This is a genomic window from Amycolatopsis sp. NPDC031561, assembly GCF_055580625.1.
Map to the genome: position 1 here is coordinate 297621 of NZ_JBVILA010000004.1, position 23173 is coordinate 320793.

Here is a 23173-nt window from a genome sequence, read left to right on the forward strand (position 1 = left end):
GCACCGTGAAGACCGCCGCCGTCGTCGGTGGCGGTATCTCGGGACTGACCGCGGCCTACCGCCTGCGGACGCTGCTCGGCGAAGACACCAGGATCGTCGTCTTCGAAGCGACCGAGTCCCTCGGCGGGAAACTCCGCACGATCGAACTCGCCGGTGAGCGCTACGACGTCGGCGCCGAGGCATTCCTCGCCCGGCGACCCGAGGCGCTCGCCCTGGTCCGCGAGGTCGGGCTGGGCGAGGGTCTCGTCCACCCCACCAAGGCCCGCGCGAAGATCCACGCCGGCGGATCCGTGCTCGGCCTGCCGCCGGGCACGGTCATGGGCGTTCCCGCCTCGGCGGACGCGGTCGCCGGGGTGCTGTCGGAGAAGGGCCGCGCGCTGGTCGAGGCCGAGTCTTCGCTGGCGCCGGTGGAACTGCCCGCCGGGGACGTGCCGCTCGGCCCGCTGCTGCGCGAGCGGTTCGGCGACGAGCTCGTGGACCGCCTCGTCGACCCGCTGCTCGGTGGGGTCTACGCCGGGGGAGCGGACGGGCTCGGGCTGCGCGCGACGATGCCCGGTCTGGCGTCCGCGGTGGACCGCGGCGCGCGTTCGCTCACCGAAGGCGCGGCCTCGCTCATGCCCGCTTCGCCGAGTACTGCGCCGGTCTTCGGCACCCTGCTGGGTGGGCTCGGCACCCTGATCCGGCGGCTCGCGGAGCTGTCCCGCGCCGAGATCCGGACCGGGACCACGGTGACGGCGATCGAGCGCACCGCCACCGGCTGGAAGGTCGACGACCTCGAAGCCGACTCAGTCCTTCTCGCGGTTCCGGCGCCCTCGGCGCGGCGGCTGCTCGACGGCGTCGTGGGTGTGGCGTCGTCGGCGTTCGCGGAGGTCGAGCTGGCGTCGATGGCGGTGATCGCGCTCGCGCTGCCGCCGGGCACCGAACTGCCGGAGTCGTCCGGGGTGCTGATCGGGGCCGGTGAACAGGACGCGGCCGGGAAACCGTTCGCGGCCAAGGCGTTCACCTTCTCCACGCGCAAGTGGGCGCAGTACGGCGAAGGCCCGGTGCTGGTGCGCGGCTCGGTCGGCCGCTTCGGCGAACCGGGCGCGCTGCACGCCGACGACGACGAACTCGTCCGGGTGGTCCGCGACGATCTGGCCCGGCTGACCGGTGTCACCGCCGCGCCGATCGAAACGCTGGTCACGCGCTGGGGCGGCGGGCTCCCGCAGTACGGCACCGGTCACCTCGAACTCGTCGAGCGCATCGAACGCGCCGTCGGGGAGGTCCCGGGGCTCGCCGTGGCGGGCGCGACGCTGCACGGCGTCGGGCTCCCGGCCTGCATCGCCACCGCCGACGCGGCCGCCCGGCGCATCGCCGGGATCACACCGACCCACGAGGGCTCCTGAGCACCGGCAGTGCCAAGATGGCGGTATGGCGCGGCTGAACTACAACGAGCTCAATGACACCATCCGCTACACCGCCTGGTCGGTCTTCCGGGCCGAGCAGGGCAAGCTCGGTGAGGACCGCGCGCGGGCGACCGCGGAGACCACGGAGTACCTGGACTCGCTGGAGGCCAAGGGCGTCGTCGTCCGCGGGCTCTACGACCTTTCCGGACTGCGGGCCGACGCCGACTACATGGTCTGGTGGCACGCCGAGGAGATCGAGCAGGTCCAGGCGGCCTACAGCGGTTTCCGGCACACCCCGCTCGGCCGCGCCTCGGTTCCGGTGTGGAGCCAGGTCGCGCTGCACCGTCCGGCGGAGTTCAACAAGAGCCACATCCCGGCGTTCCTCGCCGGTGAAGAGGCCCGCAAGTTCATCTGCGTCTATCCGTTCGTGCGCTCCTACGAGTGGTACCTGCTGCCGGACGACGAGCGCCGCAAGATGCTCGCCGACCACGGCAAGGAGGCCCGCGACTACCCGGACGTCCGCGCCAACACGGTCGCGTCGTTCGCGCTGGGCGACTACGAGTGGATCCTGGCCTTCGAGGCCGACGAGCTGCACCGCATCGTCGACCTGATGCGCCACCTGCGCGGCACCGAGGCCCGCCTCCACGTGCGCGAGGAGATCCCGTTCTACACCGGGACGAAGGTGGATCCCGCCGAGCTGATCACCCTGCTGCCGTAGTGAACGCTTCAGTGGACTCCCGCGTCTGGACCACGCTCACCGGCGACACGCTCACCGAAGACGCCGTCGAGGTCACCGGCCCCGAATCCGTGCTGCCCGGGACCTTCCGGGTCGAGGAAGCCGCGACGACCAGTATCGCCGTGGCGACGCTGGCCGCCGGGGAACTGTTGCGGCTGCGGGGAATCGAGCCGGGCAAGGTCTCGATCGACACCCGGCACGCGGCGGCGTCCTTCCACAGCGAGCAGTACATCCGGGTCGACGGGGAGCCGGTGCCGTTCAGCGCGCCGCTGTCCGGCGACTACCGCGCGAACGACGGCTGGGTGCGGCTGCACTGCAACTACCCGCGTCACGTTTCGGCGGTGTGCTGGGGCCTCGGTGTCCCGGCGACCCGCGCGGCTTTCGAGAAGGTCGTGGCGGCCAAGTCGAAGTTCGAGGTCGAGTCGGCGGTGGTCGGCGCCGGCGGTGCCGCGGCCGTGCTGCGCTCCCGTGAGGAATGGCTGGCGCACAAGCAAGGACAGGCGTCTTCCGCGTTGCCGGTCGCCGGGATCCGGTCGCTCGGGTCGTCGGATCCGGTGCGGCTGTTCGATTCCGACCGGCCGCTGGGCGGGGTGCGGATCCTCGACCTGACCCACGTCATCGCCGGACCGGTCGCGGGCCGTGTGCTCGCCGCGCACGGCGCGACCGTCATGCACATCGGGGCGGACCGCCTGCCGACCGTGCCGCCACTGGCCGTCGACACCGGCATGGGAAAGCTCTCGGCGTACGTCGATCTGGAGACCGAAGCCGGGCGCTCGCGGCTGCGCAAGCTGATCGCGCGTGCCGACGTCGTCCTGCAGGGCTTCCGGCCGGGATCGCTGGTGGCCAAGGGTTTCTCTCCGGAGGCGATCGCCGAATCCCGGCCCGGGATCGTGGTCGCGGACCTGTCCGCCTACGGCTGGGAAGGTCCCTGGGCGCGCAGGCGAGGGTTCGACAGCCTGGTGCAGATGGCGTCGGGGATCGCCGACGAAGGCGGCAAGACCGCCGGGATCGACGGTCCGGGGCCGCTTCCGGTGCAGGCGCTCGACCACGCGACCGGCTGGCTCACCGCGGCGGCGATCATGACCGCCCTTCGCCGGGCGGCCACCGAGGGCGGCAGTCAGCACGTCCGGACCTCGCTCGCCGGGACGGGGGAGTGGCTGAATTCGTTGGGCCGCAAGGAACCCGGGCCCACCGGTTTCGACGGCGGCGAATGGCTGGAGGACGCCGAAAGCCCGCTCGGGCGGCTGACCCGGGTCAAGATGGCCGGGGTACTGCCGGGCTCGAATCCCTTCTGGGTGGAGGGCACGCGCGTACCCGGAAGCGACCGCGCCGTCTGGTGAAACCCGCGTTTCGTCCTCTAGTTGCGGTACTTGCACGCGCAAGTACCGCAACTAGAGGACTAGTTGCGGCGTAGCCAGCTTGCGAACCGGCCCCGAGGTTTCGGGATCTCGCCGCGTTCCACGAGCCACGTGCCGAACGCGTCCGCGTAGGCCCGCGCGCGGACCGTGTCGGTCTTCGGATGCGCCGTCGTGTACTCGCGGAACAGCGCGCCGAACCGGTCGCCGAGGGCCTCGGCGAGGTCCGGCCGCAGGTACGCGGCCAGCCTGCTCTGCTTGTTCCGCAAGACGTTCGCTTCGATGCGGAGCCTGTCCGCGTCGAAACCCGCCGGAGGGTCGCCTCCGGCGAGGAGCGCCTTGAGCAGCTCGGCCTGTTGCCCGGCGAGCCGCTCCCGGGGCGAGGTCACGGCGTGACCGCTTCCCGGAGCGCGGCCAGTTCGGCGGCCAGTTCGCTGTCGGGCGGGTAGTCGTCGTCGCGTTCCAGCAGGACACCCGGCGGGGCGACGCGCTTCCGCAGCTCCCGCAGCAGGTCCAGCACCTCCGGGACGATCGGATGGGCGTGCGTGTCGTGGTAGACGCCGTCGCGTTCGACACCGCCCGCCATATGCGTGTACGCCAGCCGCTCCCATGGGATCTCGTCGAGGAACCGTTCGGGATCGGTGCCGAGGTTGCGGGCGTTGGCGTACAGGTTGGCGACGTCGATGATCAGCAGGCAGCCGGTCCGGTCGGTGAGTTCGCGCAGGAACTCCGACTCGGTGAACTCCGCGTCCGGCCACTCCAGCACCGCCGCGATGTTCTCCAGCGCGAACGGGACGTCCACGATGGACTGGGTCAGTTTGACGTTGTCCACCAGGACGTCGAGCGCTTCCCGGGTGCGGGGGAGCGGCATCAGATGCCCCGAGTCGAGCCCGCCCGCGCGGACGAAGCACACGTGGTCGCTGGCCATCGGCGCCCCGAGTTCACGGGTGACTTCCGCGAGCTGCTCGACGCGGTCGGTGTCCAGCGGCCCCGCCCCGCCCAGCGACAGCGAGACCGCATGCGGCAGGACCGGGATTCCCTTGTCGCGCAACGCGATCAGGGTTTCGGGAAGATGACCGGTGTGCAGGTTCTCGGCGACGACCTCGACCCAGTCGACGCCGGGCAGCCGCGCGATCGACAGGTCCAGCTCGTGCCGCCAGCCGATGCCGATCCCGAGGTGGCCCGGTGCGTCAGCCACCGCAGCCCCCGCCGCCGCCTCCACAGGAGCTACCGCCGCCACCACAGGAACTCCCGCCGCTGCACGAGGATCCACCGGTGCTGCAAGTGCTGCCGCCGGACGAACCACCGCCACCGAACGCGCCGGGCATGGGCGGCGGGATCAGCGCCGCACTGAGCTCTTCGTCCGGGTAGAAGGCGAGTCCGCCCAAGGCGACGGCCGCGGCGGCGCCGCCCAGCATGGCTCCACCGGCCATACCGCCCATCGCGGGCGCGCTGGGGATCCCGCGCTTGCGCTCCCGCGCCAGGGCACTGTTGGCGCTGCCGAGGATCCGGTTGCCTTCGCTGGTCGGGCGCGGCCCGGTCCGCTTGTTCTTGGCGATCCGGGAGAACAAGGTCGCGAGCGAGGCCACGATCACCAGCGGGATCAGGAAACCGACCGGATGGTCGCCGAGGATCCCGGCGAACACGCGCACCAGGCCGAGGATCATCACACCCAGGTAGAGGTTGGCCACGACCCGGCGGATCTGCGGAGCCTGGTTGACGACGACGAGTCCTCGCGCTTCCAGATCCTTGCCGAGCGCCTGCATCGGCCCCGACATCCGCAGCCGGTCGCGAATGCCGCGCGTCGTGGCGTTGTAGCCCGGCCTGGCGCCCTTGGCGACGGCCCTCTCGACCGGGTCCGCGGGCTCGGCTCCCGTCAGCTGAAGCTGCTTCGAGCTGCTGACCCGCAGCGTCCCGCGGTCGACCAAGGCCGCGATGGCCGTGTCGACCACGCGGTCCGGGCCGCCGGCGAGGTAAGCGAGTTCGTACACCGTCGGCTGCGGTCCGTTCACCGTGCCGCGCGAGGTCTTGCGGTCCAGCTTGACCGAGATGGTCCACAGGAGACCGAGGGCCAGCGGGAACACCAGCAGGACGGCGTAGATCGCCAGGAAAGTGGGTCCGGGAATGCCCCAGGTGTCTTCCATCGCACGGGCCTTTCACGAGCAGGTGCACTTACCGTAGTCCGACGCATTTCCGTCCGGTCGTGGTTCCCCCGGACCAGTCGATCAGCCCGGCGAACCGTCCGCGACGGCCGTTAGACCGTCAGGAGAGGCACCGTTGCTGACGGCGACCTGGGCTTTGCGGCGGGAAGAAGGCGTCGTCAGGGTCAGAAGCCGCGCCAACCGCCGATCCGGATAGGCGTCGATGCCACCCAGTGCCACCGCGCCCATCGCGCCGGTGACGAGGTGCGGATCGCCGCTCGCCCGCGAGAGCGCCCGCTCGCCCGCTTTCGTGGTCCACACCGCACGATGGACCCGCTCGAGCCGGACGGTGACGGCGCACGCCGTCATCGCGACGGCCAGCGCGATTCCGGCGAGCGCGATGGACCGCTCGGTGATCACGACGGTGCGGATGAGCACCGCCGCCCCGAGCACCACGAGCCCGAGGTGCGCGACCACGGCGGCGCGCCATACCCGGCGCAGACGTCTTTCCGGAACGACCAGACCGCCGTCGAGCAACTCCGCCCGCAGCGTGCGCATCGGCTCCGACCCGCGCAGCGATTCGCACACCCTCGCCGCCCGCACCTTCGGCAGGCTGTCCGCCACCGCGAGCAGGAACGGGTCCGCGGAGCGCGCGGAGGTCCGACGCAGGACACCGGAGCTGTCGAGGCGGGCCACCCGCCGCTCGACGGCGCCCGCGACGGCGGTGTCCGAGACCCGGTCGGGTCCGCCGGCGAGGTAGGCGACCTGGTAGATCGTGCGCGGCGGTTCGCCGCCGTGACGCCGGTTCCGCAGCCACCGCGTGTACGTCAGGGCAGTGAGGAGCGGAAGCGCCGCGAGCACGGCCATGACGGTCTCGAGTTCAGCCACCGCAACCACCTCCGCCACCGCCGCCGCAGGACGAACCTCCGCCACCGCAAGAAGAACCGCCTCCGCCGCAGGACGAGCCCGCCGGGATGTAAGCGCCCCCGGAGCCCGAGGAGCCCACCATGCCCGTGAACCGGTTGCCGCGGGTGCCACCGGTCGTGCTCAGCGCGGCCGCGATCACCGGATCGGGATAGGCCCTGAAACCGTGGAGGGCGACCTGCCCGGTGGCGGTCCTGCCCAGTTCGCGGTCCCAGTCGCCGTACCGGAGCGCCAGCGTGCCCTGGGTGGTCGCGCGGCCGGACCTGTCCGGCAACTGCAACCACACGATCAGGCCGAGTGCGCCGACCACGCAGACCATCAGGACGACGAGGATGGCGACCGGCCGCTTCAGCGGTACGGCGTTCGCCAGCCGCGCGATCCCCAGCGCGAGAACGGCGACGTACACGGCCATCGCGCACCGCCAGCCCAGACGGCGGCGGTTCTCGGCGACTTGCAGACCTCTCCGCTGGAGGTCGGCGCGCAGCTCGTGGACGACCTCGTGCCGCGCCATCTTGGAGCGCAGCTCGCGCAGGCCGATTCTGTCGCCGCGCACGAGAGCGACGATCGCGCGCTCGAAGGGATCGGCCGGAACCGGCCTGACCGGGTGCAGGCGTCCGCAGCTGTCGGGCCGGAGGCCGTGCCGTTCGAGCAACCCGGCGACGGCGGTGTCGGTGACGCGGTCACTGCCACCCGCCAGCGCGGCCAGGTGATGGACTCCGGGCACTTCGAGGGGGCCGGTGCCGCGGCGCAGCCACAGCGCGTACATCCCGGCGGCGAGGAACGGGAGAAACGCGAGCCAGGCGTAAAGCCAGGCGAAGTCCGGTCCGCTGATACCCCAGGGGTCACTCATATGACACCGCCCTCCCCGACGCTGTTCCTGTTCAACGGGAACGCGTCGGGGAGGGCGGTGGTTCGCTTCGGTTGGTTACGACTCGGGAACGAGCGTCAGCGAGATCGAGTTGATGCAGTACCGCTGATCCGTCGGCGTCGCGTACCCCTCGCCTTCGAAGACGTGCCCGAGGTGGCTGTGGCACGACTTGCACAGCACCTCGATCCGGCGCATCCCCATGGCGGTGTCCTCACGGAGGAGGACGGCTTCGGTATCGGCGGGGTCGTAGAACGACGGCCAGCCGCAGTGGCTCTCGAACTTCGTATCGCTGCGGAACAGCTCGGCGCCACAGGCACGGCACTGGTACACACCGGTGGTCTTGGCGTCGGTGTACTCCCCGGTGAAGGGGCGCTCGGTGCCCGCCTGGCGGAGCACGGCGTACTCGTCGGGGCTGAGCTGTTCCCGCCATTCCTGCTCGGACTTGACCACGCGTGGCGTGGCTCCGACAACGGGTTTCATGCCTTTCACCGGTTCCACGTTACCCCGCGAGCCACGCGATGGCCCGGCCGATGATGTCCCATGCGGTGACCATCACGCCGAGCACGATGAGGATCACCACGAGTGCCGAAACCCACCAGCGCAGACCGCCGAGACGGTTGCTGGAGTCGGCGAAATCGGAGACACCGTCGAGGCAGGCTTCCACGGTGAAGTTGGGACCGCAGCGTTCGATGCGGTCCAGGTGCTCGGCGAAGGCACGGGCTTCGGGGTCGTACGGGTCGAGGCCTACCAGGTCCTCGTCGAAACGAGGATTCTGGCCAGGTCCGAAAGGTCCGCTATCGGCCATACGGGCAACAGTAAGCCACGAGCGGCGATTGGCCTACCACCAGCGAGGCGGGTCTCACCACCGCCACGCTGGGTCAGTTGCCGAGTACTCGCGTGTCGGCGTCGATGAAGTACTGGCCGCCGACCTGGACGACGCGCAGCGCGGGACGGACTCCCTTGTTGAGCGTGATGTTCATGTCGATCGAGCCGTCGGCGTTGCCACCGCCCTTGTCCGCCCGGGCGGTGTCGGCACCGGTGACCTTGTGGCTACTCCAGTAGTCGGCGAAAGCCTGCTCCGAGCCGTAGAGCTCTTTCGCGGCGTCCGTGAGCTTGTTCCAGCTCGCGGAGGTCCCGATCTTGTCGGTGTCGAAGAAGTCGAGGACGAAGCCGCCGACGCTCGAATAGCTCGTGACCTTCTCACTCGGGGTCTTCCCCAGGCCCGCCGGGGCGGCCTTCGAGGACGACGGCGCGGTCGACTTGGGCGCGGAGGCGGAGGTCTGCGGGTTCGCCCCGGCGTTGTCGCCGCCCTGGTTGTTGGTGGCCCCGTTGCCGGAGTTCAGCACCAGGAACACGATCACGGCGATCACCACGACCGCGGCACCGGCGCCCGCGAACAGGACGGCCTTGCGTTTGCCGTCGGCGGGCTTCCCGGCGGACGGCCGCATCGGGGCGGCCGCGGACGGCGGCGGGGTCGCCGCGGCGACCGGCCGCGGCGGGGTGTTCGGCGGGGCCGACTGCGAGCGCATCGGGATGAACGCCGCTGTCGGCGTGTGCTGCTTGACCGGAGGAGGCGGGGGCGGCGCGGCGGCGGACTGCGCCGGCTGCTCGGTCCGCTGCCACGGCGGCCGGTCCCCGCCGGGGATGCCGCGTCCCGGGGTGTCGGGCGCGGCGGGCTGTCTACCGCCGCCCGCTCCGAAGAGCCGCGGCGACGCCGCCGTGCCCGCGCCGGATTCGTTCGCCGCCAGCGCGGCGAGCCGCTGCTGGGCCTCGGCCATGCTCGGGCGTTCGGTCGGTTCGGTGCGCAGGAGGCTCATCAGCAGCGCCGTCGCGGCGCCCGCCTGCTGCGGCGGGTTGATCTGCCCGTTCGCGGCCGCGTACAGCAGCGCGAGCTGGTTGGAGCTGTTCCCGTACGGCGTCTGGCCCTCGATCGCCTGGTAGAGCGTCGCGCCGAGCGCGAAGACGTCGGAGCTGGGCACCGGGTCCGAGCCGCGCGCCAGCTCGGGCGCGAGGTAGGCCGGGGTGCCGCCGATCAGGCCGGTCTGGGTGAGCGTCATGTCGCCGGCCGCGCGGGAGATGCCGAAGTCGGTGATCTTGGCGGTCCCCGACTCGTCGATCAGGATGTTGCCGGGTTTGACGTCACGGTGCACGATCCCGGCGCGGTGCGCGGCGACCAGCGCCGACGCGACCTGCTCGCCGATCTTCGCGACGCGCCCCAGCGGCAGCGTGCCTTCGTCGGAGATGATCGCCGAGAGACTCGGGCCGTTCAGGTACTCCATCACCAGACAGGGGTCGCCGCCGTCTTCGGCGATGTCGAACACCACGATCGCGTTCGGATGCTGGAAGCGGGCCGCGTTCTTCGCCTCGCGCATGGCGCGCTGGCGCATGTTGTCGCGTTCGGCTTCGGAGACACCCGGCTGGGGGAGGATCTGCTTGACCGCCACCGAGCGCTCGAGGCGGACATCGATGGCACGCCAGACCACCCCCATGGCACCGCTACCAATTTGCTCGACCAGGCGATAGTGCCCAGCGATCAGCTGACCGGTGTCGATGGCGACTGCTCCTGACACATTCCCGGGGTGATGGTGGCGTTACGCGGTCGTGATGGTCCCGCGCACCCGATCGAGTGTAGCGGGCTGTGGTTTCGGATCCCCGTCAGCTCGCCGGTGCGGAGGCAGGCACTTCTTCTTCGCCGCTCGGTTCGGCCACCGGAACGGCCTTCCGCCGGAAGACCTTGATCAGCCCGACGGCCCCCGCGGCGGCGAACACGGCGTAACAGATCAGCAGGGCGGGGGGTGTTTCCCCGGTCAGCGCGTCACCGAGGACGACGACCGCGACCGTGCCGGGCAGGCTGCCGAGCGCGGTCCCGATCAGATACGGAGCGAAACGGACCGATGACACTCCGCACAGGTAACTGAACGGAGCGAACGGCACCATCGGGATCAGCCGCAAGGACGTGATCGCCAGGACCCCGCCGTCGGAAAGCCGGTCGTTGACCGCGCGGACCTTGGCCCGGTGCAGATGCCGGGTGACGAGGTCGCGGCCCAGTGCCCTCGAAAGGGCGAACGAGAGCCCGGAGGCGACCGTGGTCGCCAGGATGCCGACGACGATGCCCGTCGTGGCGCCGAGCAGCAGCCCGCCCGCCAGGTTGAACACGGTGCGCGGGATCGGCGCCACGGTGAGTACCGAATAGACCAGGAAGAACACCAGGGGTGTGGCCGGGCCGAGTCCGGTGGCCCAGGCCCGCAGCCCGGCCGGGCTCGGGATCGGCAGGAGCACCGCGGCCGTCACGAAGAGGGCGAGCACGGTGAGCGCGAGAATCAATTTGGTACGGCCGGACACTGCGTCAACCGTACGGTATTCGCTGTGATCGACACCGACGCGCTGCGGACGCAGCCCGAACTCACCGGCGAGAACATCGTGCTGGCGCAGCTCGACGAGTCCTGCTTCGAGTCCGCCTGGCGGGCGCTGCAGGAGCCGGAGACCACGCGGCTGACCGGCACGCACACCGTCTTCACCGAGGAACAGATCCGTAACTGGCTGGCCTCGCGGCCGGGACTCGAAGACCGGGCCGACTACGCGATCCTGCGCAAGGAGGATCGCGTCTACCTCGGCGATGTCGTGCTTTCGGACTTCGACGAGCACAACCGCTCCGCCTCGTTCCGGATCGCGCTGACCGGGCCCGCAGTCTTCGGCAAGGGCTACGGCACCGAGGCGACGAAGCTGATCCTGGACTTCGCCTTCGACGTCGTCGGCGTCCATCGCGTCTCGCTGGAGGTGTTCGACTTCAACCCGCGTGCCCAGCGGGTCTACGAGAAGTGCGGGTTCGTCCGCGAGGGACTGCAGCGGGAAGCCCTGTGGTGGGACGGCGAGTGGCATGACGTCATCACGATGGCGGTTTTGAAGCACGATCCACGGGCCTGAGCGGCGCCGGACTGGCTACGGTGGGCGCATGCCCAAGAACGGTGAGCCGATCGAGGTCGAGGTAGGCGAGCGCAAGGTCCGGGTCTCCAGCCCGGACAAACCGTACTTCCCCGCCCGCGGCATCACGAAGCGCCAGGTGGTGGAGCACTACGTCGCGGTCGGCGTGCCGTTGCTGCGCGCGGTGGGCGAGCGGCCCACGACGCTGAAGCGCTACGTCGACGGCGTCGAGGGCGAGTGGTTCTACGCCAAGCGTGTGCCGAAGGGCGCCCCGGACTGGGTGGAGACCGCGAAGATCACCTTCCCGTCGGGCCGGACCGCCGAGGAGGTCTGCCCGACCGAACCCGCCGTGTTCGCCTGGGCGGCGAACCTGGGCACTTTCGACTTCCACCCGTGGCCGGTGCGACGGCCCGACGTCGACCATCCCGACGAGCTCCGCATCGACGTCGACCCGCCGGACGAGGCGGGTTTCTCCGACGCGGTCGAGGTCGCCGGCGTGGTGCGCGAGGTCCTCGACTCGGCGGGGCTCGTCGGCTACCCGAAGACCTCGGGCGGCCGCGGCGTGCACGTCCTGGTGCGGATCCGGCCGGAGTGGGACTTCATCGACGTCCGCCACGCGGTGATCGCGCTGGGCCGCGAGGTCGAGCGCAGGATTCCCGAGAAGGCGACCATCGCGTGGTGGAAGGAAGAACGCGGCGGCCGGGTCTTCATCGACTACAACCAGGCCGCCCGTGACCGCACGGTGGCGTCGGCGTGGTCGGTCCGCGGCACGCCGCGCGCGACGGTGTCGACCCCGCTGACCTGGGACCTGCTCACCGAGGTCGACCCGGACGACTTCGACGTCCTCACCGCCGGCGCCTTCTACGCCGAGCGCGGTGACCTCCACGCGCCGATGGACGAGCAGGCGTTCGGCATCGAGACGCTGCTGGAGTGGTACGCGCGGGACGAGCGCGACCACGGCCTCGGCGAGATGCCGTATCCGCCGGACTATCCGAAAATGCCTGGTGAGCCGAAGCGGGTGCAGCCCAGCAAGGCGCGCGACGACACCTAGGCTCGCCCGACGCGGGCCAGCGAGCGATCCGCGACGGTCAGCGCGAGGAACAGCACGCTGACCACGAGCATGAACGCGGCCAGGTGGTGCAGGCCGCCGCTGTCGGCGCGCTGCCCGAAGAAGGCGCCGTTGGCCGCGGACGCGACGATGGCGCCGAGGTAGCCGAAGGTGCGCAGCAGCCCGGCCGACGAGCCCATCCGTTCGGCGTGGGCCTGGTGGTACACGGAGTTCTGCAGCGCGAGGTTGTTCAACCCCTGCGGCACCCCGAGGACCACCACGACGGCCAGGAGCGCCCAAATCGGGCTGCCGTCGTTCAGGAACAGCAGCAGGGCGCAGGCGGCGACCTGCCCGAGCGAGCCGACCAGGAGCTTGCCGCGGACGGCCTTGCCGCGTCCGGTGACCGTGGAGGCGATGATCCCGACGGCGAACAGGGGGAGCAGGACGAGTCCGGCTTCCGGCGCGGACAGCCCGTGGCCCTGCTCCATCCACTGCGTGTAGCCGTAGAGGAAGGCGTAGCTGACGACGAAGCTGAGCAGGGCCCTGCCGTAGGTGGCCAGCAGCGGCAGGTTGCCGCCGAGCAGGCGGACGTCGATGAACGGCTGCCGGGTCCTCAGTTCGCGCCAGGTGAACCCGGCGCCCGCCACGACGGTCACGGCGAGCAGCCACCAGTCGCCGCTCCGCACGTCCATCAGGAACAGCAGCAGGCAGACGAGCGCCGCGGCGAACAGGCCCATGCCGGGCAGGTCCAGTTCGCGCACGATGCTCCGGTTGTCACGGTGGGGGACCGGCGTCGCCGGGAGACGGCGGAAGCCGAGGTACAGGCCGGCCAGGGCGAGCGGGATGTTGATCGCGAGGGTCGCGCGCCAGCCGCCGACCCCGATCAGCAGGCCGCCGAGGCTGGGCCCCACGACGGCGATGGTCTGCGTGGTGATGGCGAGCGCGGTGAGGACCCCGGCCGGGCTGTCCTTCCCGGTGCGCAGGGACTCGCTCCGGATGAGGTGCATCGCCGCCGGATAGCCGGCGCAGGTGCCGAAACCGAGGAGCACCCGGGACGCGACGAGCACGCCGAAACCAGGGGCGAGCATGCCGACGACGCCCGAGATCCCGGTCAGCGCCGCCCCGGCCAGGAACAGGCTGCGGGGGCCGAAGAGGTCGATGAGCCGTCCCATCACCGGCTGGCCGATCGCGGTGGCCAGGTACAGCGCGGAGACCAGCCACGCCGTCTGGGCGGGCGGCGCCCCGAAGGCCACGCCGATCGGCACCAGGGACACGGAGATGATCGACGAGTTGACCGGGTTGAGGGCCGCTCCGAGCATCATCGGGGGCAGGAGCCGCCGGTCGAAGCCCGTGCTCACCGCCGCACGACCCGTTCCAGGACGGCCGCCGCCGCGATGAGCGTGCGCCGCTCGGCCTCGGTGCACCGCGTCTCCAGGACCTGGGCGAGCCAGCCTTCCCCGGCCCTGCGGCGTTCTTCGAGGAAGTCGTGACCGCCGCCGGTGACGAAGATCAGCTGACGCCGTCCGTCCCCCGGATCCGGGCGGCGGGCGGCCAGCCCTCGTTCCACGAGGACACCGACGGTGGTGGCGATCGACTGGTGGCGGATGCCTTCCAGTGTGGCTAGGTCGCTGACCGACGCTTCGCCGTCCTTGTCGAGCCTGCTGAGCACGGACGTCTGGGACGGCGTGAGGTCGCCGCTGCCGTAGTTCTCGCGCAGGCGGCGCCGCAACCTGCTGAAGGCGACTCGGATGTCGTGCGCCGCGCGGGCGCTGGAGGTGTTCTCGGGCATGACCGCAGGCTAACTTCCGCAGTTCAAACTGCGCAATGTTGCCTGCGTATCTACGGAGACAGGCTGAACTCGCAGCCCGCGACCTGCACGTACTCACCCCTGCGAGTGGTGAACCGGGCGGCGCCCGTGGTCAGCTGGTCGGCCAGGATCTTCGACACGCCGCCGGTGCGCAGCCTCGCCCAGTAGCAATGCCCGTTGCCGCCCGGTGCAGGTCCTGACGAGCGGTACGAGCCCGCTTCGATCTCGGTGCCGACCAGGTAGGTCCCGTCGGCGAACCGGTTCGCGGGAGTGGCGGGGACGGCGCGTCCGGAAGTGACCGGGGGTGCCGGGACGGTCACGGTCGGCGCGGGGGTGGCCTCCGCGGTGACGGTCACCGTCGCCGGGACGGTCGCCGTGGCCGCGTCGAGCACTCTCGGCTGAGTGGCCGCCACCACTCCGACGCCCGCGCCCAAAGTGAGTGCGACGGCGAGCCCGGCCACGAGCGGGAACGCATTTCGTGACGACGCGTGCGGTATCGGTGACAAATTCGTGCTCGTCATCCATCTCTTCTTCGTTTTGCTCGCGGAGTGATTGCGCTTTCGTGTCGATCTAGAAACCTGTTACCGCTCCGCGGCGGACCGATACGAGACTGTGTGACGCGTGGGACCTTGTCGTAACGCCGGGCTTCCTGCCAGCGACAGTCTCACCCGAACACTAGGCTGGGGGAGACGAAGGAGTACCTGTGGACGACTTGATCGCCTTTCTCGCCGCGCGTGTGGGGCAACGCCAGGCGTTGATCATGCAGGCGGTCAAGAAAACCGAGATCAGCGAATCGCTCAATCGTGGTGAGACCAAGGTCGTCATCGAAAAGAAGATCCGTTCGATGAACGACATCGAGCTCGATGTGGTCAATCAGATGATCAACGAGATCGAGGCGACGCGCAGGCTCCTGCAGGCGCACCGCACGACGGTTTCGGAGAAGGTCCCGGGATTCCCCCTGTACGGCAACGAGTACTGGTGCGAGACGTGCAACGTGCCCGCCGACGAGGCCGGGACGAACTGGTGCCTGACCCTGCGGCTGCTGGCCCTGCCGCACGCCGACCACGCGGACTACAGCGAGCGCTGGCGCCCCTGAGCGGGGAATGCCCGCCGGGTCCGGGCGCGTTGACCCGAGGGTGATCACGCTTTCGGTACTGGACCGGTCCCCGACCCGCCGCGGTGGCGACGCGCCCCGCGCGCTGCGGGACACGGTCGCCTTCGCCAGGGACATCGAAGCGCTGGGCTACCACCGATTCTGGGTCTCCGAGCACCACAGCGTGCCCGGCGTCGCCGGTTCGGCGCCGACGGTGCTGGCGGCCGCGGTCGCCTCCGCGACCGAGCGGATCCGGGTCGGCACCGGCGGCGTGATGCTGCCGAACCACCGGCCGCTGGTGGTCGCGGAACAGTTCGGTGTCCTCGAGTCGCTGTTCCCCGGCCGGATCGACATGGGACTGGGCCGGTCGGTCGGGTTCACCGGCGGCGTCCGCCAGGCACTCGGGCACGAGAAGGACGACGCCGACCGCTTCGGCGACCAGGTCCGGGAGCTGCTGGGCTTCGTGGCGGGGGACCAGACGGCGTATCCGGGCGTGCACGCCATTCCCGCGGAGGGGCTGCGCGTGCCCGCGTTCCTGCTGGCCACCGGCGCCGGGGCGCGGCTGGCCGCGGAACTGGGGCTGCCGCTGGTGATCGCGCCGGTCCGGGGCGAGGGGCCGCTGCTCGAAGCCATCGAGGGGTACCGCTCCGCCTTCCGTCCTTCGGCGCAGGCTTCGCGGCCGTACGTCGTGGTGTCCACGGCGATCGCGGTCGCCGAGACGGCCGAAGCCGCGCGACGACTGCTGATTCCCGAAGCGTGGTCGACCGTCTACTCGCGCACGCACGGCGTCTTCCCGCCGCTGTCGCCGGTGGAGGAGATCCTCACCGGGGCACTGTCCGAACGCGACCGTGAGCGGCTGGACCGGGCACTCGACGGTCAGATCGCCGGCACCCCGGATGAGGTGGGCGACCGGCTGGACGCCCTCGTCGCCACCACCGGCGCCGACGAGATCCTCGTGACCACAAGCACTTTCGACCAGGCCGAACGGCTGGATTCCTACCGGGCCCTCGCCGAGGTCGCGGGGCTGCGGAGCCTCGCCACGGCGTCGTGACACCCCCGCGTTTCGTCCTCTAGTTGCGGTAGTTCGCGACGCGTACAACCGCAACTAGAGGACGAAACGCGGGTTAGAGGCGCAGGAGAAGCTGGGTGAGGATGCGCTGCGCGGGATCGTCCAGGTCGATCCCGGACACCTCGGCCGCGCGCCGTACCCGGTACCGCACCGTGTTCGGGTGGATGTTCAGTTCGCGCGCCGCGCGCCGGACGTCACCGAACGCGTCGAGATAGGCGAGCACCGCCGGAACCAGGATCCCGCCGTGGTCGCCGTCGTGCGCGATCAGTTCGGCCAGCCGCGGATCGCGGATTCTCGGTTGCTCACCGAGGAAAGCGAGCACTTCGGAGAGCAGGACCTCGGCGCGGACGTCGGCCAGTGAGGCGACATCCGCGGTCCCGTGTCCGCGCGCCATCGTCGCCAGCACGCGGTCCGCGTCGCCACGCGAAGCCGCCGCGTCGGAGAGGCGGGGCACGACGCCGCCCAGCGCCGCGCGCACCCGGACGTCGAGGTGCCGTTGCGCGGTGCCGACGATTTCCTTGGCCAGCGCCAGGATCCGCGTCTCGGCGTGCTCGGGCAGATCGGGGAGCAGCGCGTAGACCCGGCCGCCGATCACGCTCACCAGCGCGCTCCGCCGGTACGCGGCGGTGTGCACGGTGATCAGGTGCACCAGCTCGGCCCGCCGCAGCTGCCGGTCGGTCGCCGCCCGGTCGCGGGGGAGCGAGAATCCCAGCACCATGGCCGGTTTCCCCGGATCCGCGCCGATGTCGTCGGCCACGGACTCGACGTCGAGGCGGCCGTCGAGCAGTCCCGCCAGCAGGTCTTCGCGCAGCCGGAGTTCCGGGCTGGGCAGGGTCCGGTGCCGGATCAGCTGGGGCGCGAGCGCCCGGCTCGCGCCGAGCAACGCGATTTCCGCGCTTTCGGTGAGCGGATGCGCGCCCTCCTGGACCCAGATCGTGCCGAGCGGCTGCGACCCGGCGTGGATCCCGGCCGCGATCCGGCGCCGGATGCCGAGATCGGGCCGCTCGTCGATGCGGACGATGCCTTCCCCGGCGCGAAGTCGCTGGTAGACACCCCATTCGCGCAGCATCGCGAGGTACCGCTCCGGGCCTTCACGGCCGAGGATCGAGAGACGGCGCAGTTCGTCCACCTCGTCGCCCGCTCGCGAATAGGCCAGCACGCGGCTCGCGGTGTCCTCGATGCTGACCAGGCCGCCGGTGAGCGTCGCGACGGTCTGCGCGAGCGAGAACAGGTCGCCGAGCACCTCGCCGCTGTCCGCCTCGCCCCCGGCGCGGGCGGCGTCCACGACACCCCTGGCCAGCGCCTCGACCTGCTCCCAGCGCGCCTCGTGGCCGACCTCGATCAGCGCGATCCCCGCGTCGGTCGCGACGTTCACCACCGCCGAGCCGTTCTTGACCGCCACCGCGGCCGCGCCCGACCGTCCCGCCGCCCGGATCGCGCCCGCGGCGGCCCGGCCGCGGGCGCCGATCACCAGGACGAGATCACCCGGATGGGCGTCGGGCGGATCCTCCGGATCGTGGATGACGACGTCCCCCACCTCGACCCCGAGCCCGCTCGGCGCCGCGAGCACCCTGACCAGCGGTTCCCCGAGAGTGGCGAGGACATGCCGCAGGGACGCGGCAGTGGTCGAATCAGCGGACGTTGTAATCGCGGTAATCACCGAATTAAGCCGATCGGACAAGATGGTCACCCTGATTCTAGCCAGTCGAACAAGCCGCGACAGACTCGTCCGGTCTAACGTTCGGGGTGAGACCTCTACCCGGCGAAGTGAAGTCAGGAGCAGTCAGTGGACGCCGTGACCCAGACCCCCGCCCCGAAGAACGAGCCGGTGCTGAACTACGCACCGGGCAGCGCCGAGCGCGCTGAACTCGAGGGCGCGCTCAAGTCGCTGGGCGGCGCGGACCCCATCGACCTCACCGTGACGATCGGTGGTGAGCAGCGCAAGGGCGGCGGCGAGAAGATCGAGGTCGTCCAGCCGCACAACCACAAGGCGGTGCTGGGTGTCATCCACAGCGCGACCGCGCAGGACACGCACGACGCGATCGCCGCGGCCAAGGCCGCCGCTCCCGGCTGGCGCGCGCTGTCCTTCGACGACCGCGCCGCGATCATCCTGCGTGCCGCCGACCTGCTGGCCGGTCCGTGGCGTGCCCGGCTGAACGCCGCCACCATGCTCGGCCAGTCGAAGACCGCCTTCCAGGCCGAGATCGACTCCGCCTGCGAGCTGATCGACTTCTGGCGCTTCAACGTCGCCTTCGGCCGCCAGATCCTCGCCGAGCAGCCGGTCAGCTCGCCCGGTATCTGGAACCGGATGGAGCACCGCCCGCTCGAGGGCTTCGTGTACGCCATCACCCCGTTCAACTTCACCGCGATCGCCGGCAACCTGCCGACCGCGCCCGCGCTGATGGGCAACGTCGTGCTGTGGAAGCCGTCGCCGACGCAGAGCTACGCCGCGCACATGCTGATGCGCCTGCTCGAAGAGGCCGGCATGCCGCCGGGCGTGATCAACCTGCTGCCGGGTGACGGCAAGGCCGTCTCCGAGGTCGCCCTGACCCACCGCGACCTGGCCGGGATCCACTTCACCGGGTCCACCGCGACCTTCCAGCACCTGTGGGGCACCGTCGGCGCCAACATCTCCGGCTACCGCACGTACCCGCGTCTGGTCGGCGAGACCGGCGGCAAGGACTTCGTGCTCGCGCACTCCTCGGCCGACGTCGACATCCTGCGCACCGCGCTGGTCCGCGGCGCCTTCGAGTACCAGGGCCAGAAGTGCTCGGCTGCGTCCCGCGCGTACGTCCCGCGTTCGCTCTGGGCGAGCCTGAAGGACGGCCTGATCGCCGAGACCGAGGCCATCACCTACGGCGACGTCAACGATCTGGGCAACTTCGGTGGCGCCGTGATCGACCGTCGTGCCTTCGACAAGCACGCCGCCGTGCTGAAGAACGCGGCCGAGGACGCCGAGATCGACGTCATCGCCGGTGGTACCGCGGACGACAGCGTCGGCTACTTCGTGCGCCCGACGATCCTGGTGTCGGACAACCCGGACCACGAGATCTTCCGCACCGAGTACTTCGGGCCGATCCTCTCGCTCCACGTCTACGACGACGACACCGACGCGGGCTTCGACAACGTCTTGAAGCTGATCGACGAGACCGCCGACTACGCGCTCACCGGCGCGGTCATCGCCAACGACCGCACGGCCGTCGCGAAGGCGTCCGAGGCGCTGCGCTTCGCCGCCGGCAACTTCTACGTCAACGACAAGCCGACCGGTGCGGTCGTCGGCCAGCAGCCCTTCGGCGGCGGTCGCGCGTCCGGCACCAACGACAAGGCCGGTTCGGTGTTCAACCTGCTCCGCTGGACGAGCCCGCGCTCGGTCAAGGAGACCTTCGTTCCGCCCACCTCCGTCCGTTACCCCCACCAGGGCTGAGTTCTCAGGAGTCCGTGATGTTGCGTGCCCCGCTGCTCGCCGCCGCTCGATCCCAGCGGATGCGCAAGCTGGTCGAGGTCGTCCCCGCCACCCGATCGGTGGTAGGCCGGTTCGTCGCCGGCGCCGGGACGCCCGACGCCGCCCGGGTGGTCCGCGAACTGGCCGATGACGGCCTCCGGGTCACCCTCGATCACCTCGGCGAGGACACCACCGACGCCGAGCAGGCCGCGACGACCGTCCGCGCCTACGAGGAACTGCTGTCCGCGCTCGCCGCCGACGGTCTCGCGTTCGGCGCGGACGTCTCGGTGAAGCTGTCCGCGGTCGGCCAGTTCCTGCCCGCGGACGGCGAGAAGGTCGCGCTGGAGAACGCCCGCAAGATCTGCGCGGCGGCCGAAGCGGTCGGTGCCACGGTCACCCTCGACATGGAGGACCACACCACCACCGACTCGACGCTGGGCATCCTGCGGGAACTGCGCACCGAGTACCCGTGGGTGGGCGCGGTGCTGCAGGCCTACCTGCGGCGGACCGAACAGGACTGCCGCGACCTCTCCGGCGAGGGCTCCCGCGTCCGGCTGTGCAAGGGCGCGTACGCCGAACCCGAAGAGGTCGCGTTCCAGGACAAGTCCGAAGTGGACAAGTCCTACGTGCGCTGCCTGAAGATCCTCATGCAGGGCAAGGGTTATCCGATGGTCGCCTCGCACGACCCCCGGATGATCGCGATCGCCGAGAAGCTCGTGATGGACACGGACCGCGAGGCGGACGACCACGAATTCCAGATGCTGTACGGGATCCGTCCCGAAGAGCAGCGCCGGATCGCGGGCGACGGCAAGACGATGCGCGTCTACGTCCCCTACGGCGACGAATGGTACGGCTATTTCATGCGCAGGCTGGCGGAACGCCCGGCGAACCTGGCGTTCTTCCTGCGCGGACTCGCCACCCGGGGCTGACCCGGTCCCTGGTGGCACGGTTCCGCTGAAGTACAAAGGGGCCCTTCCCGGCGAAATCCGCCGGGAAGGGCCCCTTCTTTTCGTTTCTCAGGCTTCTTGCGCCTCTTCCTTGAGCTTGTCCATGTCGATGTCGCGCGCCTGCTGGATCAGGTCTTCGAGCGTCTTCTCGGGAAGCGCGCCCGGCTGCGCGTAGATGACGGTCTTGTCGCGGATCACCGCGAGCGTGGGGATCGAGCGCACGTCGAAGGCGGCGGCCAACTGCTGCTCGGCCTCGGTGTCGACGCTCGCGAACACGATGTCGTCGTGATTGCCCGACACCTTTTCGTAGGTCGGCGCGAACTGGCGGCACGGCATGCACCAGCCCGCCCAGAAGTCGATGATCACGAAGTCGTTCTCGGACACGACCTGATCGAAGTTGGCGGCGGTCAGCTCAACTGTGCTCATGTCCGGCGTAACGAAACAGGCCCGGCGCACATTCCCGCGATTGCGCGTAGCGTCTCTTATGGAGCAACCCAGGTTTCGTTTCGCAGGAGGCGCACATGGCCGACGGGGACATCCTCAGCCGGATCGACGAGCTGGTCAGTGTCGAGCACGAACTCCGCTCGCGGGCGATCGGCGCCGGGCTGAGTTCGGACGACCGGGCCCGGCTCGCGGGCGTGGAGCAGCAGCTCGACCAGTGCTGGGACCTGCTGCGGCAGCGCCGGGCGCGGGTCGAGTTCGACGAGGACCCGGACGGGGCCGCGGTGCGGCCGGTCTCCGAGGTGGAGTCTTACCGGCAGTAGCGCTTTTCGCGGCCGCCCGATGTCATGAAAGGGGCTTTCAGGACGAAAAATGTCTTGAAAGCCCCTTTCATGACACTTCTCGGGGGCGTAGGGACGGGGCCCTTCAGGCCGGGCAGAGGGTGCCGTCGACGGGGATCTTGCCGTCGATCAGGAAGGCCCGCGTCGCGTCGGTGACGCAGGGGGAGAGGCTCAGCGCGCCGTGCCCGGCGCCCTGCCAGGTGATCGTGACCGCGCTCGGCATCTGGTCGGCGGCCCGGCCGGTGCCCTGTTCCGGCGTGACCGGGTCGGTCGCGGTGCCCGCGACGAGGATCGGCGGTGCGCCCGGGGTGCCGGCGGGTGGGAGCGGTTCGCGGCGCACGGGCCACGGGCTGCACCAAGCCAGCTGTTGCGCGGCGAAGACGCCGAACTGCGGGTACTTGTCGCGCAGGGTCGTGGTCACGCGCGTGAGTTCTTCGGCCGAGAGCCGTGTCGCGCTGTCGTTGCACTTGGTCGCGAGCGTGCCGTCCAGCCGGGTCGGCCGGGCACGGGAGTCCTTGAGCACCGGTTCGGCGAACGCGGCCAGCGGCGTGACGTCGCCGGTCTGCGCGGTCTTGAGCGCCTCGGCGAGTTCCACCCAGCGCGAGCGCTGCGCGAGCCCGGAATAGACGGCGTACAAAGCGATCCCCGGCGTGATCTCCACCCCGTCGGTGGTCATCGCGGGGGCGGCGCGGAGCCGGTCCGCCACGGCGGTCACGGCCGCGCGGGCGTCGCCGATCGGGCAGCCCTTGGCGATGCAGTCGGCGCCGAAGGCGTCGAGGGTTGCCTGCGCGCTCGCGGCGATGGACTCCTGGACGGCGGCCGCGTCGGGGGCGGGGTCGGGCAGTCCGTCGAGCATGACGCGGCCGACCTGTGCCGGGAACCGCACGGCGTATTCGGCGAGGACCTTCGAACCGTCACCGCGGCCCAGCGCGTGCAGTTTGTCCAGCCCCAGCTGCTTCCGGAGTTCTTCGAGGTCGCCCGCGGTCCGCCAGCTGTCCATCGCGACCTGAGAGTCGTCCAGTTCGATCGCGCACTGCTGGCCCGCCTTGCGCGCCGCGTCGACCACGGCTTCGAGGTCGCCGGCGGCCGGGTCCCCGCCGAGCAGGTCGGTGCGGATCTCCGCCGGGATGCACTGCACCGGCGCGGACGCCCCGGTCCCGCGCCGGTCCACGCCGATCAGCGAGAACTTCTGCAGGTACTCGGGCGGCAGCGCCGCGGCCAGCCGCGCGGCGTACAGCGAACCCGGCTCACCGTCGACGTCGTTGACCACGACCAGCGGGATCGGCCCGCCGCCGGTCTTGACCACCGTCATCCGCGAGAGCCCGCGGCCGGGCAGATCCGGCGCGTCGAGCGTGGTGGGCACCCTGGCGCAGGAGAACTTCAGCGTGTCCGGCACGGACGGCCGGCCCAGCCGTTGCCGGGTCGCGTCGTCGCAGTCCTCCCATTTGATGGACGGCGACTGCGGTTCGGTGAGCGGCGGCAGCGGTACCTGCTGCGCCGTGGTCGACGAGCCGGGATCGGCTTTGCCGTCGTTGTCGATCACCGCCGGCCGGACCGACGGACCGGCCGTGCAGCCCGCGATCGCGGCCGTGACCATGGCCGTGGTCAGGATCAGCCGTGGCGTGCGGCGGGCGGTGCTCACGGGCTGGTCCTCA

The 23173-nt window shown here is 70.7% G+C and carries 25 protein-coding genes; 10 read left to right on the forward strand and 15 right to left on the reverse strand.

Annotated elements, in window-relative coordinates:
• Window positions 1–5: 5 nt before the first annotated feature.
• The 3 genes from hemG to ACZ5IK_RS13005 are packed head-to-tail and all read left to right on the forward strand — an operon-like array spanning window position 6 to window position 3461.
• The gene (gene hemG / locus ACZ5IK_RS12995; RefSeq protein WP_465488019.1) at window positions 6–1385 is read left to right on the forward strand and encodes a protoporphyrinogen oxidase; all 1380 of its coding nucleotides are present in this window, start codon (window positions 6–8) and stop codon (window positions 1383–1385) included.
• A gap of 25 nt (window positions 1386–1410) precedes the next feature.
• Window positions 1411–2103, forward strand: coding sequence for a hydrogen peroxide-dependent heme synthase (hemQ, locus tag ACZ5IK_RS13000; protein WP_465487869.1), 693 nt, complete (start codon window positions 1411–1413; stop codon window positions 2101–2103).
• Window positions 2104–2114: 11 nt separating this feature from the next.
• Window positions 2115–3461, forward strand: coding sequence for a CoA transferase (locus ACZ5IK_RS13005; RefSeq protein WP_465488020.1), 1347 nt, complete (start codon window positions 2115–2117; stop codon window positions 3459–3461).
• 59 nt (window positions 3462–3520) lie between these two features.
• Here ACZ5IK_RS13005 and ACZ5IK_RS13010 read toward each other — a convergent pair whose 3' ends face one another.
• The 9 genes from ACZ5IK_RS13010 to ACZ5IK_RS13050 form a co-directional block, all read right to left on the reverse strand.
• On the reverse strand, window positions 3521–3865 hold the full coding sequence (locus tag ACZ5IK_RS13010) for an SCO6045 C-terminal-like domain-containing protein (protein WP_465487870.1): 345 nt from the start codon (window positions 3863–3865) through the stop codon (window positions 3521–3523).
• Window positions 3862–4674 (reverse strand): MbnB/TglH/ChrH family RiPP precursor modification enzyme, encoded by an 813-nt coding sequence (locus ACZ5IK_RS13015; RefSeq protein ID WP_465487871.1) that lies wholly within the window; start codon window positions 4672–4674, stop codon window positions 3862–3864. Before ACZ5IK_RS13015 ends, ACZ5IK_RS13010 begins: the two co-directional genes overlap by 4 nt.
• A complete protein-coding gene (locus ACZ5IK_RS13020) occupies window positions 4667–5620 on the reverse strand; it encodes a TIGR04222 domain-containing membrane protein (protein ID WP_465487872.1) in 954 nt (317 codons plus the stop codon). The genes ACZ5IK_RS13015 and ACZ5IK_RS13020 overlap by 8 nt, the downstream gene beginning before the upstream one ends.
• Window positions 5621–5701: 81 nt before the next feature.
• Window positions 5702–6505 (reverse strand): TIGR04222 domain-containing membrane protein, encoded by an 804-nt coding sequence (locus ACZ5IK_RS13025; protein WP_465487873.1) that lies wholly within the window; start codon window positions 6503–6505, stop codon window positions 5702–5704.
• Window positions 6498–7391, reverse strand: coding sequence for a TIGR04222 domain-containing membrane protein (locus ACZ5IK_RS13030; RefSeq protein WP_465487874.1), 894 nt, complete (start codon window positions 7389–7391; stop codon window positions 6498–6500). Before ACZ5IK_RS13030 ends, ACZ5IK_RS13025 begins: the two co-directional genes overlap by 8 nt.
• 75 nt (window positions 7392–7466) lie before the next feature.
• Window positions 7467–7889: a peptide-methionine (R)-S-oxide reductase MsrB gene (gene msrB, locus ACZ5IK_RS13035; RefSeq protein ID WP_101613068.1), complete on the reverse strand. Its 423-nt coding sequence runs from the start codon at window positions 7887–7889 to the stop codon at window positions 7467–7469.
• A 19-nt stretch (window positions 7890–7908) separates the two neighbouring features.
• On the reverse strand, window positions 7909–8214 hold the full coding sequence (locus ACZ5IK_RS13040; RefSeq protein WP_101606650.1) for a hypothetical protein: 306 nt from the start codon (window positions 8212–8214) through the stop codon (window positions 7909–7911).
• Between the two features lie 73 nt (window positions 8215–8287).
• A complete protein-coding gene (locus ACZ5IK_RS13045; RefSeq protein ID WP_465488021.1) occupies window positions 8288–9898 on the reverse strand; it encodes a serine/threonine-protein kinase in 1611 nt (536 codons plus the stop codon).
• A gap of 166 nt (window positions 9899–10064) precedes the next feature.
• Window positions 10065–10751, reverse strand: a complete 687-nt coding sequence (locus ACZ5IK_RS13050; protein ID WP_465487875.1) for a TVP38/TMEM64 family protein — start codon at window positions 10749–10751, stop codon at window positions 10065–10067.
• 24 nt (window positions 10752–10775) lie between these two features.
• Here ACZ5IK_RS13050 and ACZ5IK_RS13055 point away from each other — a divergent pair, with 24 nt between their 5' ends.
• Together ACZ5IK_RS13055 and ACZ5IK_RS13060 are read left to right on the forward strand one after the other, a co-directional pair.
• On the forward strand, window positions 10776–11333 hold the full coding sequence (locus ACZ5IK_RS13055) for a GNAT family N-acetyltransferase (RefSeq protein WP_465487876.1): 558 nt from the start codon (window positions 10776–10778) through the stop codon (window positions 11331–11333).
• A gap of 28 nt (window positions 11334–11361) precedes the next feature.
• Complete coding sequence (locus ACZ5IK_RS13060; protein WP_465487877.1) at window positions 11362–12381, forward strand: DNA polymerase domain-containing protein; 1020 nt, start codon at window positions 11362–11364, stop codon at window positions 12379–12381.
• Here ACZ5IK_RS13060 and ACZ5IK_RS13065 read toward each other — a convergent pair.
• The 3 genes from ACZ5IK_RS13065 to ACZ5IK_RS13075 are packed head-to-tail and all read right to left on the reverse strand — an operon-like array spanning window position 12378 to window position 14706.
• A complete protein-coding gene (locus ACZ5IK_RS13065; protein WP_465487878.1) occupies window positions 12378–13736 on the reverse strand; it encodes an MFS transporter in 1359 nt (452 codons plus the stop codon). The two genes, ACZ5IK_RS13060 and ACZ5IK_RS13065, sit on opposite strands and share 4 nt — an antisense overlap.
• Complete coding sequence (locus tag ACZ5IK_RS13070; protein WP_465487879.1) at window positions 13733–14167, reverse strand: MarR family winged helix-turn-helix transcriptional regulator; 435 nt, start codon at window positions 14165–14167, stop codon at window positions 13733–13735. The genes ACZ5IK_RS13065 and ACZ5IK_RS13070 overlap by 4 nt, the downstream gene beginning before the upstream one ends.
• A gap of 50 nt (window positions 14168–14217) precedes the next feature.
• A complete protein-coding gene (locus ACZ5IK_RS13075) occupies window positions 14218–14706 on the reverse strand; it encodes a hypothetical protein (protein WP_465487880.1) in 489 nt (162 codons plus the stop codon).
• A 182-nt stretch (window positions 14707–14888) separates the two neighbouring features.
• Between ACZ5IK_RS13075 and ACZ5IK_RS13080 the strand changes: the two genes are divergently transcribed.
• Window positions 14889–15281: a DUF6221 family protein gene (locus ACZ5IK_RS13080; RefSeq protein WP_101606657.1), complete on the forward strand. Its 393-nt coding sequence runs from the start codon at window positions 14889–14891 to the stop codon at window positions 15279–15281.
• A 7-nt stretch (window positions 15282–15288) separates the two neighbouring features.
• On the forward strand, window positions 15289–16329 hold the full coding sequence (locus ACZ5IK_RS13085) for an LLM class flavin-dependent oxidoreductase (RefSeq protein WP_465487881.1): 1041 nt from the start codon (window positions 15289–15291) through the stop codon (window positions 16327–16329).
• A gap of 73 nt (window positions 16330–16402) precedes the next feature.
• Here the strand turns inward: ACZ5IK_RS13085 and ACZ5IK_RS13090 are convergent, their stop codons facing one another.
• Window positions 16403–18007: a PucR family transcriptional regulator gene (locus ACZ5IK_RS13090; protein ID WP_465487882.1), complete on the reverse strand. Its 1605-nt coding sequence runs from the start codon at window positions 18005–18007 to the stop codon at window positions 16403–16405.
• Between the two features lie 126 nt (window positions 18008–18133).
• On the opposite strand from ACZ5IK_RS13090, the gene pruA reads away from it, so the two are divergent.
• Window positions 18134–19771, forward strand: a complete 1638-nt coding sequence (gene pruA, locus ACZ5IK_RS13095) for an L-glutamate gamma-semialdehyde dehydrogenase (RefSeq protein ID WP_465487883.1) — start codon at window positions 18134–18136, stop codon at window positions 19769–19771.
• A gap of 17 nt (window positions 19772–19788) precedes the next feature.
• Window positions 19789–20718: a proline dehydrogenase family protein gene (locus ACZ5IK_RS13100; RefSeq protein WP_465487884.1), complete on the forward strand. Its 930-nt coding sequence runs from the start codon at window positions 19789–19791 to the stop codon at window positions 20716–20718.
• Between the two features lie 87 nt (window positions 20719–20805).
• On the opposite strand, the gene ACZ5IK_RS13105 is transcribed toward ACZ5IK_RS13100, so the two are convergent.
• A complete protein-coding gene (locus ACZ5IK_RS13105) occupies window positions 20806–21162 on the reverse strand; it encodes a thioredoxin family protein (protein ID WP_020637318.1) in 357 nt (118 codons plus the stop codon).
• Between the two features lie 95 nt (window positions 21163–21257).
• Between ACZ5IK_RS13105 and ACZ5IK_RS13110 the strand changes: the two genes are divergently transcribed.
• Window positions 21258–21500: a DUF2630 family protein gene (locus tag ACZ5IK_RS13110; RefSeq protein ID WP_465487885.1), complete on the forward strand. Its 243-nt coding sequence runs from the start codon at window positions 21258–21260 to the stop codon at window positions 21498–21500.
• Between the two features lie 103 nt (window positions 21501–21603).
• Here the strand turns inward: ACZ5IK_RS13110 and ACZ5IK_RS13115 are convergent, their stop codons facing one another.
• Window positions 21604–23115: an alpha/beta hydrolase gene (locus tag ACZ5IK_RS13115; RefSeq protein ID WP_465488022.1), complete on the reverse strand. Its 1512-nt coding sequence runs from the start codon at window positions 23113–23115 to the stop codon at window positions 21604–21606.
• Window positions 23116–23173: the final 58 nt, after the last annotated feature.